This is a genomic window from Anaplasma phagocytophilum str. Webster (assembly GCF_000964685.1).
GTDB lineage: Bacteria > Pseudomonadota > Alphaproteobacteria > Rickettsiales > Anaplasmataceae > Anaplasma > Anaplasma phagocytophilum.
Genome location: NZ_LANS01000001.1, coordinates 768,429 through 785,147 on the forward strand (window position 1 = coordinate 768,429; position 16,719 = coordinate 785,147).

15 protein-coding genes are annotated in these 16,719 nt (G+C 40.4%); 10 read left to right on the forward strand and 5 right to left on the reverse strand.

What is annotated here, in order from left to right; genetic code table 11:
- Position 1 precedes the first annotated feature (1 nt).
- The 5 genes from APHWEB_RS03215 to hflK form a co-directional block, all read right to left on the reverse strand.
- Positions 2-553 carry a cytochrome c oxidase assembly protein gene (locus APHWEB_RS03215; protein ID WP_011451199.1) on the reverse strand — a complete coding sequence of 184 codons (552 nt, stop codon included), beginning with the start codon at positions 551-553 and terminating at the stop codon, positions 2-4.
- A 41-nt stretch (positions 554-594) separates the two neighbouring features.
- On the reverse strand, positions 595-1,272 hold the full coding sequence (gene rnc / locus APHWEB_RS03220) for a ribonuclease III (RefSeq protein ID WP_044104328.1): 678 nt from the start codon (positions 1,270-1,272) through the stop codon (positions 595-597).
- A 1,326-nt stretch (positions 1,273-2,598) separates the two neighbouring features.
- On the reverse strand, positions 2,599-4,071 hold the full coding sequence (locus APHWEB_RS03225; RefSeq protein ID WP_011451197.1) for a Do family serine endopeptidase: 1,473 nt from the start codon (positions 4,069-4,071) through the stop codon (positions 2,599-2,601).
- 2 nt (positions 4,072-4,073) lie between these two features.
- Positions 4,074-4,949, reverse strand: coding sequence for a protease modulator HflC (gene hflC, locus APHWEB_RS03230; RefSeq protein ID WP_011451196.1), 876 nt, complete (start codon positions 4,947-4,949; stop codon positions 4,074-4,076).
- Complete coding sequence (gene hflK, locus APHWEB_RS03235) at positions 4,946-6,052, reverse strand: FtsH protease activity modulator HflK (protein ID WP_011451195.1); 1,107 nt, start codon at positions 6,050-6,052, stop codon at positions 4,946-4,948. The genes hflC and hflK overlap by 4 nt, the downstream gene beginning before the upstream one ends.
- Before the next feature lie 724 nt (positions 6,053-6,776).
- On the opposite strand from hflK, the gene virB2-1 reads away from it, so the two are divergent.
- The 10 genes from virB2-1 to virB2-7 all read left to right on the forward strand — a co-directional run bounded on the left by virB2-1 (position 6,777) and on the right by virB2-7 (position 16,399).
- Complete coding sequence (gene virB2-1 / locus APHWEB_RS03240) at positions 6,777-7,163, forward strand: type IV secretion system protein VirB2-1 (RefSeq protein WP_011451194.1); 387 nt, start codon at positions 6,777-6,779, stop codon at positions 7,161-7,163.
- A 55-nt stretch (positions 7,164-7,218) separates the two neighbouring features.
- Entirely contained in the window at positions 7,219-7,584 is a 366-nt protein-coding gene (gene virB2-2, locus APHWEB_RS03245) for a type IV secretion system protein VirB2-2 (RefSeq protein ID WP_020849444.1), read from the forward strand.
- A gap of 2,483 nt (positions 7,585-10,067) precedes the next feature.
- The gene (locus tag APHWEB_RS06690; protein WP_157857209.1) at positions 10,068-10,235 is read left to right on the forward strand and encodes a hypothetical protein; all 168 of its coding nucleotides are present in this window, start codon (positions 10,068-10,070) and stop codon (positions 10,233-10,235) included.
- Between the two features lie 131 nt (positions 10,236-10,366).
- A complete protein-coding gene (virB2-3, locus tag APHWEB_RS03275; RefSeq protein WP_011451185.1) occupies positions 10,367-10,801 on the forward strand; it encodes a type IV secretion system protein VirB2-3 in 435 nt (144 codons plus the stop codon).
- A 1,161-nt stretch (positions 10,802-11,962) separates the two neighbouring features.
- Complete coding sequence (virB2-4, locus tag APHWEB_RS03285) at positions 11,963-12,325, forward strand: type IV secretion system protein VirB2-4 (RefSeq protein WP_011451183.1); 363 nt, start codon at positions 11,963-11,965, stop codon at positions 12,323-12,325.
- A gap of 396 nt (positions 12,326-12,721) precedes the next feature.
- The gene (locus tag APHWEB_RS03290) at positions 12,722-12,934 is read left to right on the forward strand and encodes a hypothetical protein (protein ID WP_020849441.1); all 213 of its coding nucleotides are present in this window, start codon (positions 12,722-12,724) and stop codon (positions 12,932-12,934) included.
- 251 nt (positions 12,935-13,185) lie between these two features.
- Complete coding sequence (virB2-4, locus tag APHWEB_RS03295; RefSeq protein WP_020849440.1) at positions 13,186-13,545, forward strand: type IV secretion system protein VirB2-4; 360 nt, start codon at positions 13,186-13,188, stop codon at positions 13,543-13,545.
- 874 nt (positions 13,546-14,419) lie between these two features.
- Positions 14,420-14,779: a type IV secretion system protein VirB2-5 gene (virB2-5, locus tag APHWEB_RS03305; protein WP_020849439.1), complete on the forward strand. Its 360-nt coding sequence runs from the start codon at positions 14,420-14,422 to the stop codon at positions 14,777-14,779.
- An 866-nt stretch (positions 14,780-15,645) separates the two neighbouring features.
- Positions 15,646-16,020 (forward strand): type IV secretion system protein VirB2-6, encoded by a 375-nt coding sequence (gene virB2-6 / locus APHWEB_RS03315; RefSeq protein ID WP_011451181.1) that lies wholly within the window; start codon positions 15,646-15,648, stop codon positions 16,018-16,020.
- A gap of 19 nt (positions 16,021-16,039) precedes the next feature.
- The gene (virB2-7, locus tag APHWEB_RS03320) at positions 16,040-16,399 is read left to right on the forward strand and encodes a type IV secretion system protein VirB2-7 (protein ID WP_020849437.1); all 360 of its coding nucleotides are present in this window, start codon (positions 16,040-16,042) and stop codon (positions 16,397-16,399) included.
- The last annotated feature ends 320 nt before the right edge of the window (positions 16,400-16,719 follow it).

The window sequence follows — 16,719 nt, forward strand, 5'->3', positions numbered from 1 at the left end:
ATTAGTTTTTTATAGCTGATTCTGCCTCTGATGAGTCAAAGAAGATGTAGGATAATGTTATCTCTCTTATGTGCGCGGTGGAAACGTCGTTCTCTATCTCAGGGTCGATGAAAAACGATACGGGCATTACAATGGATGTGTGCGGCTCGAAGGTTTGTTGTGTGAAACAGAAGCAGGCTATCTTATTAAAGTATTTGCCAGCTTGAACTGGAGAAACATTGTACACAGCCATTCCGGTTATAGGTTTTTCGGTAGTGTTTTGAGCTCTGTAGAAGATGAGCTTTTGTGTACCTGGTCGAACGGTTACGTAGCTCTGCTCTGGAGAAAATAGTATCGGTATATTGTTTGTTGTTGCGCTGAATCTGACCTTTATCTCATGCTTGCCCAGTGATTTGTTAATGGGAGCAGTGGATTGCTTTGTGGTTCCGCCATACCCGGTTACTTTGCAAAATATTCTGTAAAGTGGCACTGATGCAAAGGACAAGCAGAGCATTGAGAGGACTAGTGCTATGAGTAAGTATTGCAGGCTCGAGTTTTTGTTCATATTAGCCATGACTAGCACCTGGTGAATTTGGGTACTTGGTACATAGAGTACTATGGATCGTTTTGTTTTGTAACCTTTTCCAACATAAGTTTAGCGGCAGCGATTTCAGCGTACTTTTTTTTACAGCCTGTAGCATGTACACGCTGGCCATTAACGGTTACTTCAACAGTAAATACAGGCGCATGTTCAAGGCCAGATTTGTTTATTAGCCTATATGATGGTATTGCAAAATTATGTCCTTGTGCCCATTCTTGCAAGGCAGTCTTAGCATCCTGAAGCGGTGTATCGGCAAGGTTTGTAGCCAAGGGCTTCCAATGCTGCAATATGAAGTGACGTACTGATTCTAAACCACCATCAACGTAGATTGCTCCTATAAGAGCTTCTAACGCATTTTCTAAATTGCTATTGTTCGATATTCCTCCAGAAGTCAATTCCCCTTTAGACATCAAAAGAATGTTTCCTAAATTCAGGGATTGCGCAATTTCCACGACTTTGCTTCCACGTACTAGAGCGATGCGTTTTTTCGTCAGTAAGCCTTCGCTATCATCCGGAAAAAGTGTGTATAACATTTCAGAAACTACTAAACCCAGTACTGCATCGCCTAAGAACTCAAGGCGTTCATAACTAGCGTACCTCTCAGCAGCAATGCTTGGGTGTGTCACAGCTGTTTTTAAGAGTTCATGGTCCTGAAATCTGTAACCAGAAATCTTAAACACCTTCTCGGTCAGAGCAAGAATACTGTCTTCAGAATAAGGTTCCACTTCTATTTCCTAAACTTACATAACACCATATACAACGCAAGTAGCAAGGGCTGTACATACGTAATTACTATCAGTCAAAGCAGCACATTGCAAACGCAAACCACTAAGTTAACATAGTCTCCGCACCATTTACGGTACGTACAGAATACATGAGCTATATAACACAGTTTATCTTCCTAGATGTTGTGCGCATACCTTCCGACGTAGAACATATCCCCATGAATCCTTCCGAGAATGACAAATATCAGTGTTGTCAATCTTCTCCAGTAAAATCTGCTGCCACTTAAAAGGCTTGCCACAAACTACTAAGCTACTTCAATGCGTAGGCTATAGTAAAGCATAGATCTTTCATTTGGCACTCAAAATGTGACTTTTAGGTTGTAGTAGCAGAAAACCTACGACGTTACGTTGAGGTATGTATTTATTATATCTTTCCACAGGGAACTACTCTAAATCCATTTCTCAAGGATTGCAATGCAGTACTCCATGTGCGATCTCATCTCAGCTACTACCGCAGGTAATATTCCTAAATATATTGCCAAAAAGCAGGAACACAGAAGCGAGGTGTTGCTCTTCCTCTCTTAGCTATACTCTTGGGCAAGAAACGGCGTAAACAAGTGATTCAAGCCTTATAGAGTACCACAATAAGTACTATCTCTAATAGTTTCAATTCTCGAAAATTATATGCATATACCAATCCTCAGCATCTAGATTCCACGAGATAAGCATTTTACATACGACCTTCAGATAAATTTCCAGTTTCGTATTTTCCTCAATGTATTACTATGTTCAAATTCCGACCAGTTATAGTCTTTGGCAGAGACCAATCCACTTCTCCGTACACACAATTTCCAATTGGCCTCGATGCATTATTGTGTTCAAACTTCTCAATTAGCTGTATTTCTGTGAAACATTAATATATTTCTCCGTGCAGCACAATTTGTAGTTAAACCCATCTCACAGCAATACTCTTGTCGCATATGCAGTATAAGGTTTCGGGCCGTTCTGGTGGACATAAAGAAAAGGGGCAGGTTGTATACTACAGACGTATGATCCAGCGAGTGCGGTTATAAAATCATTGCTGTCCAGTAATCGAGATGATTTTTTAAAAACAAGAAAAGTAGCTGAAATGCCCCCGTACATGAGGTTAGCATCAGTTATAATCTTAGTGAAATAAGAAGTAAATGTGACTTGCGGTGGCTATGAGATTGTCACAAGCATGCCGGAAAAATAACAATACCACATGCCCCCGGAAAATAACCCGAGGGCATGCTAGCTGTAATACAAAAGCCTCTAACGCTTTAGTTTGACAGCTACATATATAGGAGGAGAATCTCCGCGCTGTACTAGTAACAATACTGAATCCTTCTTAGTACTCTGTAGTATCTTTTCTAGCTCACTCGTGAAGTCAGCCACGTTGCGTACTAATACTGCATCTATTCCTACTATTACATCACCCCTACGGATGCCTTCAGCAAAAGCAGCACCTCGATTATCAACGCGTAGCACAACTACTCCGTCACGTTTTTTACCATCGCCCTCAGGCATATCACCTACGGTTATCCCTAAGCTTTCAGTTCCTGTTTCTAGGCTTCCATTCTTACCTGATGCACCGTCGGCACCTTCCTCTAACTTACCTATCGTTATTTTTAGAGTGACCTGCTTTCCGCCCCTTAGCACAAGAAGCCGTACTTTCTCATTCACAGCTGTTTTCGCGATTAGGTTCGTTAGCTGCGACATATCCTCAACTCTTTTACCGTTGTACTCAAGAATGACGTCACCAACTCGCAATCCACCCTTTTCAGCTGGACTACCCTTTACCACATTAGATACAAGAGCTCCATGAGCGGAATCTAGTCCTAGCGGTTCAACCATGCCTTCAGTCACATGCTGTACGATAACCCCAAGCCAGCCATGCTCCACCTTTTCACCTTTAGACAGTATGCTTATAACACGAGCAGCATTGTTAGAGGGTATTGCAAACGCAACTCCCACGTTACCACCCCCCTGCGGTGAGATAATCGCGGTATTGATACCGATAACCTCCCCATCCGCATTAAATAGTGGGCCTCCAGAGTGTCCACGATTAATCGCAGCATCAGTTTGCAAAAATTCACTCGCGGTCCCTATGTTAATATCGCGCGCTCTGCCGGAGATTATCCCTACACTAACAGATCCACCCAAACCAAACGGATTACCTATAGCCAAAACCCATTCTCCAACCAGAGCATCGTCGGAATTACCCAACTTTACACTAACCAGCTCTTTCGCTACATCTACTTTCAGCACAGCCAAGTCAGTTTTTGGATCTTGCCCTAAAACTTTCGCCTTAGCCGTCGTACCATCACTGAACTTTACCTGTATCTCTTGTGAATTTGCAATGACGTGATAATTAGTTACTATTAATCCCGATTCATCTATTATAAAGCCAGAACCCAGGGATATCACCTTTCTTGGCTTTGGAGGCTCAACAAATAAAGGCTCTATACTATTGAAAAACCCCTCAAAAAAACCTCTAGGAATACCAGGGAATCCAAATATAGATCCTCCACCACCATCTCCCGCGAGATCATCCCCTTCTACTGTCTGCTCTGTAGATATATTCACAACTGAAGGTAGCAACTTACTTGCGAGATCTGAAAAACCCCTCGTTGAAGGACCGTTATTTTCACTAACGCGCAGTGCAGAAGACGCTACCTCAGACGCAAAAGCACAATGTCCCCAAACTAAAGCACAAAAGAAAAAAAACGATAAGAATCTACGCACTACTACCCTCCATTTTTCTTATTGAAAAGACTGATAAAATCATTATTGGGAGATAACACTATCTTCGTTGAGTCCTTCCCAGCAAAGACCTGTCTATAGGCCTTGAGAGTATGGTAAAAATTGAAAAAATCTGGATCCACCGCCAGTGCATCATTGTATATTCGAGACGCTTCTGCATCTCCTTCACCTCGTATAACTTGAGCCTCATTCATGGCACTAGCTACAATGACACGCTTTTGTAGATCTGCATCCGAACGAATCTTCTGCGAAATCTCTTCACCTTCTGCGCGTATTTCCCTAGCTTCCTTTTCCCTATCAGTTTGCATACGACGGAAAATGGCAGCGCTGTTTTCCTCCGGTAGATCAGCTCGCTTTATCCTAACATCTACCATCTCTATCCCAAATTTTTCAGATTCCGAACTCACTCCCTCCAGTATCTGTGTCATAACGCCTGAGCGTGCTTCATTCAAGAAATTGATCAACGCCACACGCCCAACCCGCTCCCGTAAATTAGACTCTATTATGGAGCCAAGCCTATTTTCTAGCCCTATCTCTCCCCTAACAGTACGATAAAACTTCACTGGATCCGCTATCCTGTACTTTGCGTAAAAATCCACCACAAATCTCTTTTGATCTGCGGCTATAACCTCACAAGAATCAGATCTGATTTCAATGATCCTCTTATCGAAATATATTACCTTACTTATTATCGGTGCCTTGAAGAAAAGCCCGCTATTCTGCACACTCTTCGATATACGTCCAAACTGCACAACTATAGCCTGATGAGCCTCATCTACCACAAAAACTGATCCTGAAACAATAGCGATGACACACGCAAGCCCAACACCTAGCACAAACTTGGCGAACCCCGTCCTCATGATTTACCTTCCATAATTGCACTTCTGCCACTTGACCCTATAGCACCATTAGTCAGAGGAAGATAAGAAAAAAGACCCTTCATATCATCAGTCACTATAACCTTATCCATATTGGATAATACTTCTTCCATAGCCTCTATGTACATACGGCTTCTTACAGGCAAGGGTTGATTGATGTATTCCTTATAGATAGCTTGAAACTTCGAGGAATCACCCTGGGCCCTGTTTACAACTTCACTTTTGTATGCCTCAGCATCAAGCTTTATACGTATTGCCTCCCCCTTCGCTTTTGGCAGAACCTCATTACGATAAGCAAAAGCCTCATTTATTGACCGTTCCTTGTCAGCCCTCGCGCTTTGCACATCTCTAAAGGAACTAATTACCTTCTCCGGAGGATCTACCTTCTTCAGCTGAATAGACAACACTTCGATACCCATATGGTAACGATCCAATATGTTTTGCAAAAGCTTCTTGGTTTCATATGCTATAGCTGCTCTACCTTCACCTTCTATCGCAAAGGCTAGAGTACTCTTACCGATAATCTCACGCATGGCACTCTCAGCCGCATTCTTGACTGTCGCTCCCGGCCTTGCATCTCGTACATTGAATAGGTAATTATATGCGTCTGAAACCTTCCATTGAATATCAAAATTTATGTTCACAATGTTCTCATCTCCGGTAAGCATAACTCCATCGTTATTACCACTGGGATTGCTTTTAAACGATATTCCGCCTACTTCTTCCTTGCTTACCATCTCCACCCTGACCTTGAGAACTTGCCCAAAGGGCTTGGGGAACCAGTAACGCAGCCCAGGCTCTTGAATACCGCTGTACTTTCCGAAGAGCAACTCCACTGCCTTCTCTTCAGTATTAACTGTATAAAATCCAGTACACGCGTACAGCAGCAAAGCCGCACCGATTAGAAAAAACAGGTGTATCTTACTGAGGGATGACTTGCCACCACCTTCGGGAAATCCACTGAAGGCAGTACGAATTCCAACAAATAAAGCATCAAATTGTGGGTCCGAAAATTTTTTATTACTTTTGGACTTTTCAGGTCCAGCATTTTCGCCGCCACCCCAAGGGTCGCCTTCATCGCGCATAAAAACCTACCCGAACTTTTTGCACCCGGAGTCTATAGCAGAATCTATGTTATATCAACACAAAATACCGCTAAAAACTCTGAAATGTGAGCATATGTACATGTGTAATAGACGACATATAGCGGCTTGTAAAATTTACACGTATACTTCTTAAATCAGCGATAAAAGCACTAAGCGCCTGATAGCAGCTCTCACGTTTTAGGTTAAATAGGTGCTGTGACACAGTAAACAGCTTTTGATTTTACTGTAGTGCTTATCCGAATAACAGAATGCGGAATCATCAAATTTTTTATGTATGCCATATGTAAATGAGAGAGGGTTAGGGCATACACCTACCAAAATAGGTGTAGTGCTCTATCACTAATCATATAATCGCTTGTTGCAAGGCTATTGTAACGTGTAAGAACTTTGATCAACCATACAAGATATCGCGTAACAAACTTTTGTATTGAGGTGATTGCTCTGGTCTGCTCAGCATTTGCAAAATCAATCTTTATTGTAGTTCTTACAGGGTAATACACCTTTGCGCCATACAGATTCCCACGCGCTTCCAAAGGTTATTACAGGTATTACTAACAGAGACCTTTTCCCACAGTCACAGATTGTTGTTTACGCAACATTAGCAATTCTGTGTTGTACTTAGTCTGCTTTGCACTTTTGTAGCGTGTGTGCAGTTGGTGCGTGGATTCAAGTGATGTTGGGATTCTTGCGTGCAGGGGCGGTTATGATGTCGAATCTGACAGGTTTTGTTGCAGTGCTATCAGTCATCATGATGTTCGGAGTCGCAGGTGCTATAGACGCTTGCGGCGTTGAGCCTACTGCTGAGAAGGATCACACTGTAGCTGTTCCTATAAAAGGTGATGTGGCGGTGAAGTCTGTAAGTGGTGTTTTGCAGACGGTACGGAGGTTTTGCTTGCCAGTCATGATAGGGGTTGTGTCGGGCGCTGTGATTATAACGGTGTTTGGCAGGTCTGCGTGGTTTGCTATCGCGATGTTGATTGTGTTTAGTTGCATATTTTTGGGTGGCAGTGAGTTCATTCAAAAGTTTACAGAAGGGGTGGGTGATTCTGCTGGTACAAAGCACTCCAGGGTCATTGCATCAAGATTATGATTTTCTCAGGAACTAGAGAGTGCAGTAATTTTCTATCAGAAAGGAGAGGGTGTTTATGTTTGGTCTCACGAGATTTATGGCTGTGCTTGCCTTAGTAGTGGCATTAGTAGGTTTTGGTACGTCAGCTTTTGCTAGTACTACAGGTTCGGATGACGTTGCTGCAAAAGTCATCTGTAATGTTGTTGTTTTCGTACAAAGGTTGGGCTTACCGATCATGACTGGGGTGATCTTAGGTGCTAGCATCATGGCGATATTCGGTAAGTTAGCGTGGGCTGCTATCGTGATGTTGGTTGTGTTTACAGCGATATTCTTTGGAGCTGGTAAGCTTATCCAGAAGTTTGCTGCTGGTGTCGGTTCTGATATAATAGGGAAAGCCGATAGCTTTGAGTGCAAGGGTAACGGTGCAACTACTCTGTCGTAATGAGGGCTCGCTTTTAAAATAAGGAGTTCGCTGTGTATGTGTATAACGCCAGCCAAAGTATACGATATTACACAACGTGGCTGATGCAAGCAGGCTGCTATGCTGCGGAGCAGTACTTTCCAGAATTGGTCCAGGTTATATTGATGCTGGATAGTGAGGTTTCTGGCATGCAGTATATGAGCAGCTTTGCGTGGGCCGCGTGGGTTATGTAGGTAGCTGTTGTTTATAACCCCTGATCCTGTGAAGTACAGATCTGGGGTATTTTAAGGCTTGGCTTCGGTGAAGCGTTGAGTGTGCGTACGGATGCTGGGTCAATTGCCATAGCTAGCAGGTGCTTTGTGCCGTGTGCTGCTGACTTCCATGTTCTTGTATGATGCGCCACGTGGTTCATGCGTTCAGGCTGTTCTTCAGAGCGGTTTTGCAGTATTGCTGCAGGTATGTGCTGCTGTGTTGTGAGGGTTATGGCAATACAAAGTTGAGCGCTTCAGCGTCTTGTGATACGAGCGTCTGCTAATAGCATTTTGTATCGCGTTTAAGAGCGTGTAACGGCATTTTGGATTTGTGACATAACTCCTCTTGGTACGTGGTTAATGATAATAGAGCGGTCATGCAATATTGTCGTATGGTGCACTGATGCAGATGGCTATTGTTGCTCTTTCAAAGAAGGCAGCGGCGTTACCTCATGGATTGCCCAGCACTGTCATCAGAAGCTAGAGTGACTTCAGGTAACTACTGGCTGACTGCACTAACTCCTATCAGTGGGGCGATCACAGCAAGTGCTGCTATAGATCTTGAAGACCACAATCTATATACTTTCCGTAGTGCTATTACACGTAACAAGCGCTCTGCATTCATGCTTGCATAAAACTATTCACACAGCACACATAGTACTTACTGTTGCCATTAGCGCCCAGCCAAACACGAAATATTGTACCAAACGTATCCTTAAGTGCTCCAGAATCCGTGCAAAAGGTAGACAGTAGCGCTGCATACGCTATTGCATAGTAGACTCCTATTGGATTACAAGATATTAGTACATGTATTTTGCGGAGATGTTGCATCACTCCAAGTATTACTTATTGTTCAGGGGAGTGGCAATGTTGGAGCTGCCGTTTGAGATGTGTCATCTAGAGTATGATGTTGTCTGACTCTTCTCCGCAATTCTATGATCATAAATAATGCCTCGGCTATGGGGCACTCTGATAAACATTTAGATTGTTTCTAGGAATAGCATGATCCTTAGGGCTTCCGACACTGTAGTAGTATCTTCTTTGAGAAGTTCTTTCTGTCATTTTTCTGGTGTGGTATTGCATTGTAGTCGTGTTAAGAAAAGTTGAGTGGGGTGTTTTTAAGTAAATCTTTTGAAGTTTAAGTAGTGCGGAGAGTTGGTACTGTCTCCCGCTATGGAAATTTGTCTAGTCTAAGATATAACACAACTTTGTCATGTGTTTGTGTTATGTCATTTACCAGAGTCTAGTTTTGCACGCACCGCATAGCATCATGAATTTTCCTAAGGATGTTAAAAATGTACAGGTGACTCTGTGTGTATGGGGCGATAAGAAGAGGTGCAGCATTAGCTGACTTTGAAGATTAGAAGCATTAATAACGTGTTTTTACTGGCGCATGCTTCATTATATCATGAGTAGCTATGGGGCTATAATTACAGCAATATCTGCTATGTTAGGGTGGTTTGTTGATGTTGTGTAGTAGTCTCCTAAGGCATTTTTGGAAAGTTTTTCAGCCATAAAATAAGCACTGGTGGGGTAAGCAGTGGATGTGTAAAAATGCACTTTTTCCTCCAGCGCATATACTACGCAATCAATGTGTTGTTCTGACATAGATGAATATAAAGCTATTGCAGTATGTAGTTTTGCGCACTGTGCATGCCGGAAAACACATTAGGTTAGTTTGAGAACGCGTATGTGATGCGACAAGCTTTTTACTATCATTGGTTACTTTCTGGGTTCAGCAGTCAGCACGTAATTGAATTATGGAGATTGGTTTTATTAAACACTGGTTTTTGCCTAGTTTATCAGCTTAAAAAGAGAGTTTTGGTATTTTCCACTACTGGTTTCTATGAATGATAGGCAACACGTACATGTAATATATGCAGTAATATCATGATATTTTGTGCGGTAACATATAGATAGAGATTTGGGTATATGAGTGGTTTTATGGCTTACACTCTGCTGAATTACTGAAAATTCTTTGTTTTTCAAAAGCCTACTCATAGGGGCATATCTGCTAGGTGTACATGATCAGGTAATTACATTTTTAGTACTTTCTACTACGTCAAGGTTCTCTGACATTGTGCCACTTTCTAAAAGGAGATTTTCTCAGTGACATTTAATATTTACGCTACCATCATAACAAGCAGGATAGCTCAGGTGTTTCTTGAGTTCTGTTTTCATCGCGTAATGCAGCATTCAAGAGTGGTTATAGCATTTGATGGTTATAGGGAGAGGTGCAGGTTGTGTTGTTGTATGCACGGCGACATTTTGTATCTTCAACTGGTGTTGGTTGTTAAGTTGCCAAATGTTGATGTCGTAGGTGCTAACTGCAATATTTGTGCATTGCATGCAGAATCTATTACGCTCTTATCCAAGGTAGAAGAATTTTCACGAACAAATTTCCGTAAAATTTGTCGGTAGGCCTTTTCTCTTCTTTGGTACAGAAGGTTGTACGGGGTACACATTACTAGAGTGGATGGAGTAGGCATACGTCTTCGTCTATTGCGTGTATCCGGCATGTCAGCAGTTATGCTGCTATGAGAGGAGATTTTATGGATACGCAAGGAAGAGCAATTGCCGAAGATAGAAGAAGTTTTGCGCGAACCTTTTTTAATAAGAAAGTATTTTTTTTGATAATACAAGGCTCGCTATTTTTTGTCTTACTGCTGATATTAGACGAAGCATATGCTGGGGTCGCTGAAAGTAACTTATTTCCAGCAGTTGCTCAACATGGAAGTGCTACCAATGAGGATGTTACTAGTAAGGTAATATGCAATGTTGTGAAGTTTGTGAGAGGTATAGGATTGCCTATAATGACGGGAGTAATTTTAGGATCTAGTGTAATGGCAATTTTTGGCAGGTTAGCGTGGCCTGCGATCGCAGCATTAGTAATATTTACTGCAGTGTTTTTTGGAGCTGAAAAGGTAATTAGTAAGTTTACTGATGGCATTTCCGTGATGCAAACCGGAAACTGTGACACTATATAGGATAGGATGTCTTTTAGAGGACGCGAGGCTTTGTGCACTAGTTATTGAGTTAACAACAACTAGTGCATGCTTTGTAGACTGTCTATAGGAATTCTGGATTATGCTTGGAGGCTTACGCGAAAAGGCATGCATTAGAACACAGCTCTTAGGTGTTCAGACGGCATTAACTGGATTACCTAGATACCATAGCTGCACTTTCATAGATTTTATTTTCATCATGTGTATAAAGAGTCATACGAAAATATGTGTGCCATGGAGGTCTATATTATTTATGTAACTTTGCTAAAATACAGGTGCATAAATCAATCCGAATTTTCTTTTCATCGATCATATTCAAATATGCCACGTGGGAATACCGAGAGCTTCCAGAGATAGCAAACAGATAACGAACAACAGGCTGATATTACAATAGCCTAAATGTAGCATCACGAATTGCAATACTCAAAAGCTCTGTACCGTAATTACGCGCATTTATAGAAAGTGCTAGGCGTTGCTTTAGATGCATGTACAAAAATGTTCAAACTAGGAACTTACGTTCATTCAAGAAATACATATTATAAGAGACCCTGGCTAAGACCAGAGACCAACTTCAGCATAAAAGATGGTGGAAGTTGTTGAGATTCGGGTTGTTACTTCTAGTTCTGCCAAAGAAAATGATGTTTATGTTTAGGTATACGTGAATATACTACTACTCCTAGTATGCAGAGAGTTGTGTATAAATTCGTTGCGTATATAAGTTGCAAGGACATAGATACATACCTCAAGGATCACAGGACAATTTCGAGGAGAGTATAAACAACGGTGGGTTTAACTTCCGCACTGAAAAGATGTTACTAATGTACGTAGTGATATTAGACATTTTTCAGTATTTTACCCGATATACTAAAGATAATCATTCTGTAAAAGGATTAGAATATCCGCATATTATGGGTATACAGCTAAAATACAATCAATATTACGATATTTACATAGAATAACACTGATTTATCATAAATTAACTCATTATCGAATAATATGCATAGCAAATAGGTTGCTCATTGAGCACACAGCATGGTAGTCATGGTGTATAAGTAATAGAAGAAAACCACGGTTACTAGGGTCTAAGGGATGTTCTGCTGTGTAGGACTCAGTGCAGTAGCTGTTCTCCAGTAGAGGTTAACTATGGCAAAAATTGTAAGATTTTTTACGAGCACAGCAGGTATGTTTCTATTACTACTGTTATGTAGTCAAGGTGTTGCTGCAGGTGCATCAGCAAATGACGAACATAAAAAAGAAGAGACATCCAAGGTAATCTGTAATGTAGTGTTGTTTGCACAGAAACTGGGTCTACCGATAATGACGGGTGTTATTTTAGGCTCCAGTGTAATGGCAATCTTTGGACGTCTTGCATGGCCTGCTATAGCTATGTTGATAGTATTCACGGCGATATTCTTTGGGTCCAGTAAGATAATAAGTAAGTTTGCTAATGGTGTTGGGGAGATAAAAGCTAATGACTTCGATTGCAAGGAGGTTGCTGAGAAGTAACAAGCGACTTTACATTATTATTAACTAACACAAAACACGCCGCAAGTAGCAACTTTTAGTCTTACTACTCGCGGCGTGTTAATAGTGCAAGCAAAAATAACCTTCAGATAAGTAGAAGGTGATTGAGCATACTCAAGGTACTACTGTGAATTACAATAATTGAGGCATAGTAATTAGTGCATTTATGAAAGTGCGTAGAGTACTTTCAGATGCATGTACAAGAATGAAGAACTTACATTAAAAAAAGACACACTGTCAGGGTCCCTAGCACAGACTAGAGGGCAACTTAAGTATAGAAGATGGTGGAGTTGTTGAGATTCGGGTTGTTACTTCTAGTTCTGCCAGAGAAAATGATGTTTATGTTTAGGTGTACGGGAATATGCTACTACTCCTAGTATGCAGAGAGTTGTGTATAAATTCGTTGCGTATCTAAATTGTAATGCCCTAGATACATCCCCCAAGGATCACAAGTACAATTTTGAGGAGAGTATCAACAACGGTGGTTTTAACTTCCACACTGAAAAGATGTTACTAATATACGTAGTGATATTAGACATTTTTCAGTATTTTACCCGATATACTAAAGATAATAATCCTGTAAAAGGATAGGAATATGCATGTATTCTGGATATATATCTAAAATACAATCAATATTACGATATTTACATAGGAACAACACTGATTTATCATAAATTAACTAATTATCGAATAATATGCATAACATGTAGGTTGCTCATTGAGTACACAGCATGGTAGTCATGGTGTATAAGTAGTAGAAGAAAACCACGGTTACTAGGGTCTAAGGGATGTTCTGCTGCGTAAGATTCAGTGCAGTGGCTATTCTCCAGTAGAGGTTAACTATGGCAAAAATTGTAAGATTTTTTACGAGCACAGCAGGTATGTTTCTATTACTACTGTTATGTAGTCAAGGTGTTGCTGCAGGTGCATCAGCAAATGACGAACATAAAAAAGAAGAGACATCCAAGGTAATCTGTAATGTAGTGTTGTTTGCACAGAAACTGGGTCTACCGATAATGACTGGTGTTATTTTAGGCTCCAGTGTAATGGCAATCTTTGGACGTCTTGCATGGCCTGCTATAGCTATGTTGATAGTGTTCACGGCGATATTCTTTGGATCTAGTAAGATCATAGGTAAGTTTGCTAAAGGAGTTGGGGAGTTAAACGCTAATGACTTCGATTGCAAAACAGTAACTGGCTAGTAGTAAGCTAAGTTGCAGTATTATTCCTAAGCATCACGCCGCGAGTAGCAGACGAAAAGTTGCTACTCACGGCGTGTAAAAATAAATTGCAGAAGAAGCAAGGGTGACATCTTATTACAGATGTACATATTTAAGGTACTAATATGAATTACAACAGTTGAAAACACTCTGCATAGTAATTATGCGCATTAAAGTGCTTTGGGTTCTTTCAGAAGCATGTACAAAAATGTTCAAACTAGGAACTTACGTTCATTCAAGAAATACATATTATAAGAGACCCTGGCTAAGACCAGAGACCAACTTCAGCATAAAAGATGGTGGAAGTTGTTGAGATTCGGGTTGTTACTTCTAGTTCTGCCAAAGAAAATGATGTTTATGTTTAGGTATACGTGAATATACTACTACTCCTAGTATGCAGAGAGTTGTGTATAAATTCGTTGCGTATATAAGTTGCAAGGACATAGATACATACCTCAAGGATCACAGGACAATTTCGAGGAGAGTATAAACAACGGTGGGTTTAACTTCCGCACTGAAAAGATGTTACTAATGTACGTAGTGATATTAGACATTTTTCAGTATTTTACCCGATATACTAAAGATAATCATTCCGTAAAAGGATTGGAATATCCGCATATTATGGGTATACAGCTAAAATACAATCAATATTACGATATTTACATAGGATAACACTGATTTATCATAAATTAACTAATTATCGAATAATATGCATAACATGTAGGTTGCTCATTGAGTACACAGCATGGTAGTCATGGTGTATAAGTAGTAGAAGAAAACCACGGTTACTAGGGTCTAAGGGATGTTCTGCTGTGTAGGACTCAGTGCAGTAGCTGTTCTCCAGTAGAGGTTAACTATGGCAAAAATTGTAAGATTTTTTACGAGCACAGCAGGTATGTTTCTATTACTACTGTTATGTAGTCAAGGTGTTGCTGCGGATACAGCAACAAATGAAGAACATAAAAAAGAAGAGACATCCAAGGTAATCTGTAATGTAGTGTTGTTTGCACAGAAACTGGGTCTACCGATAATGACGGGTGTTATTTTAGGCTCCAGTGTAATGGCAATCTTTGGACGTCTTGCATGGCCTGCTATAGCTATGTTGATAGTGTTCACGGCGATATTCTTTGGGTCCAGTAAGATCATAGGTAAGTTTGCCAATGGTGTCGGGGACCTAAAAGCGACAGAATTTGATTGTAAGGAGGTTACGAAGTAATAATTTACTCGTCAGTATTATTCACGAACGCAAAACACGCCGCAAGTTGCAAGATTAAAAATTGCTACTCACGGCGTGTAAAAATAAATTGCAGAAGAAGCAAGGGTGACATCTTATTACAGATGTACATATTTAAGGTACTAATATGAATTACAACAGTTGAAAACACTCTGCATAGTAATTATGCGCATTAAAGTGCTTTGGGTTCTTTCAGAAGCATGTACAAAAATGTTCAAACTAGGAACTTACGTTCATTCAAGAAATACATATTATAAGAGACCCTGGCTAAGACCAGAGACCAACTTCAGCATAAAAGATGGTGGAAGTTGTTGAGATTAGGGTTATTTCTGCCAAAGAAAATGATGTTTATGGTTAGGTATACGAATATGCTACTACTCTTAGTATAGAGAGAGTCATGTATAAATTCGTTGCGTATATAAGTTGCAAGGACATAGACACATACCTCAAGGATCACAAGTACAATTTCGAGGAGAGTATAAACAACGGTGGGTTTAACTTCCGCACTGAAAAGATGTTACTAATGTACGTAGTGATATTAGACATTTTTCAGTATTTTACCCGATATACTAAAGATAATCATTCCGTAAAAGGATTGGAATATCCGCATATTATGGGTATACAGCTAAAATACAATCAATATTACGATATTTACATAGGATAACACTGATTTATCATAAATTAACTAATTATCGAATAATATGCATAACATGTAGGTTGCTCATTGAGTACACAGCATGGTAGTCATGGTGTATAAGTAGTAGAAGAAAACCACGGTTACTAGGGTCTAAGGGATGTTCTGCTGTGTAGGACTCAGTGCAGTAGCTGTTCTCCAGTAGAGGTTAACTATGGCAAAAATTGTAAGATTTTTTACGAGCACAGTGGGCATGTTTTTATTACTACTATTATGCAGTCACGGTATTGCTAGTGCTGCAGCAGCAGGTACAGATCATAACGGAGTAACAGCCAAGGTAATCTGTAATGTAGTGTTGTTTGTGCAGAAATTGGGTCTACCGATAATGACGGGAGTAATTTTAGGATCCAGTGTAATGGCAATCTTCGGACGTCTTGCATGGCCTGCTATAGCTATGTTGATAGTATTCACGGCGATATTCTTTGGGTCCAGTAAGATCATAGGTAAGTTTGCTAAAGGAATTGGGGAATTGGACGCAGACAACTTCGATTGTAGCAAAGTGCAGGCTGAAGAATCAAGCTCTGTTTAATCATAAATAGAGGTTAACTATGGCAAAAGTTGTAAGATTTTTTACAAGCACAGTGGGCATGTTTTTATTACTACTATTATGCAGTCACGGTATTGCTAGTGCTGCAGCAGCAGGTACAGATCATAACGGAGTAACAGCCAAGGTAATCTGTAATGTAGTGTTGTTTGTGCAGAAATTGGGTCTACCGATAATGACTGGTGTTATTTTAGGCTCCAGTGTAATGGCAATCTTTGGACGTCTTGCATGGCCTGCTATAGCTATGTTGATAGTGTTCACGGCGATATTCTTTGGGTCTAGCAAGATCATAGGTAAGTTTGCTCAAGGAGTTGGAGAATGGGAGGCAGAGAAATTCGATTGCAAGGACATAAAAGCCGGGTAATTAGACTTATTTCAGCATCATTCATAGAAACACTAAAACACTCCGCAGATATAAGTACTCCATCATATCTGCGGTAGGATTACTACAATGCATTTTTCATAGAGACGCAATTGCAAAAACAGAATGAAAATTTTTTCATTTATGTTTGTATCTCAGTTAATTATAAACCCAGACATAGGTAATAACCTAATTTTTTCCATATTTTCGGACAAACTTGCACGCATTCTGTGCGGTACAGGGACCTTATAGTTAAAAATATAAGAAACATAATTTATTAGATGAGCGAAGTAGATTATTATATAAAGATATGTAAATAAATT

What these genes read in the sequence shown, in the direction of transcription:
- APHWEB_RS03215 (WP_011451199.1), bottom strand. Translation starts at nt 553, where the DNA reads ATGGCTAATATGAACAAAAACTCGAGCCTGCAATACTTACTCATAGCA.
- hflC (WP_011451196.1), bottom strand. Translation starts at nt 4,949, where the DNA reads ATGAGGACGGGGTTCGCCAAGTTTGTGCTAGGTGTTGGGCTTGCGTGT.
- hflK (WP_011451195.1), bottom strand. Translation starts at nt 6,052, where the DNA reads ATGCGCGATGAAGGCGACCCTTGGGGTGGCGGCGAAAATGCTGGACCT.
- virB2-1 (WP_011451194.1), top strand. Translation starts at nt 6,777, where the DNA reads ATGATGTCGAATCTGACAGGTTTTGTTGCAGTGCTATCAGTCATCATG.
- virB2-2 (WP_020849444.1), top strand. Translation starts at nt 7,219, where the DNA reads ATGTTTGGTCTCACGAGATTTATGGCTGTGCTTGCCTTAGTAGTGGCA.
- APHWEB_RS06690 (WP_157857209.1), top strand. Translation starts at nt 10,068, where the DNA reads ATGCACGGCGACATTTTGTATCTTCAACTGGTGTTGGTTGTTAAGTTG.
- virB2-3 (WP_011451185.1), top strand. Translation starts at nt 10,367, where the DNA reads ATGGATACGCAAGGAAGAGCAATTGCCGAAGATAGAAGAAGTTTTGCG.
- virB2-4 (WP_011451183.1), top strand. Translation starts at nt 11,963, where the DNA reads ATGGCAAAAATTGTAAGATTTTTTACGAGCACAGCAGGTATGTTTCTA.
- APHWEB_RS03290 (WP_020849441.1), top strand. Translation starts at nt 12,722, where the DNA reads ATGCAGAGAGTTGTGTATAAATTCGTTGCGTATCTAAATTGTAATGCC.
- virB2-4 (WP_020849440.1), top strand. Translation starts at nt 13,186, where the DNA reads ATGGCAAAAATTGTAAGATTTTTTACGAGCACAGCAGGTATGTTTCTA.
- virB2-5 (WP_020849439.1), top strand. Translation starts at nt 14,420, where the DNA reads ATGGCAAAAATTGTAAGATTTTTTACGAGCACAGCAGGTATGTTTCTA.
- virB2-6 (WP_011451181.1), top strand. Translation starts at nt 15,646, where the DNA reads ATGGCAAAAATTGTAAGATTTTTTACGAGCACAGTGGGCATGTTTTTA.
- virB2-7 (WP_020849437.1), top strand. Translation starts at nt 16,040, where the DNA reads ATGGCAAAAGTTGTAAGATTTTTTACAAGCACAGTGGGCATGTTTTTA.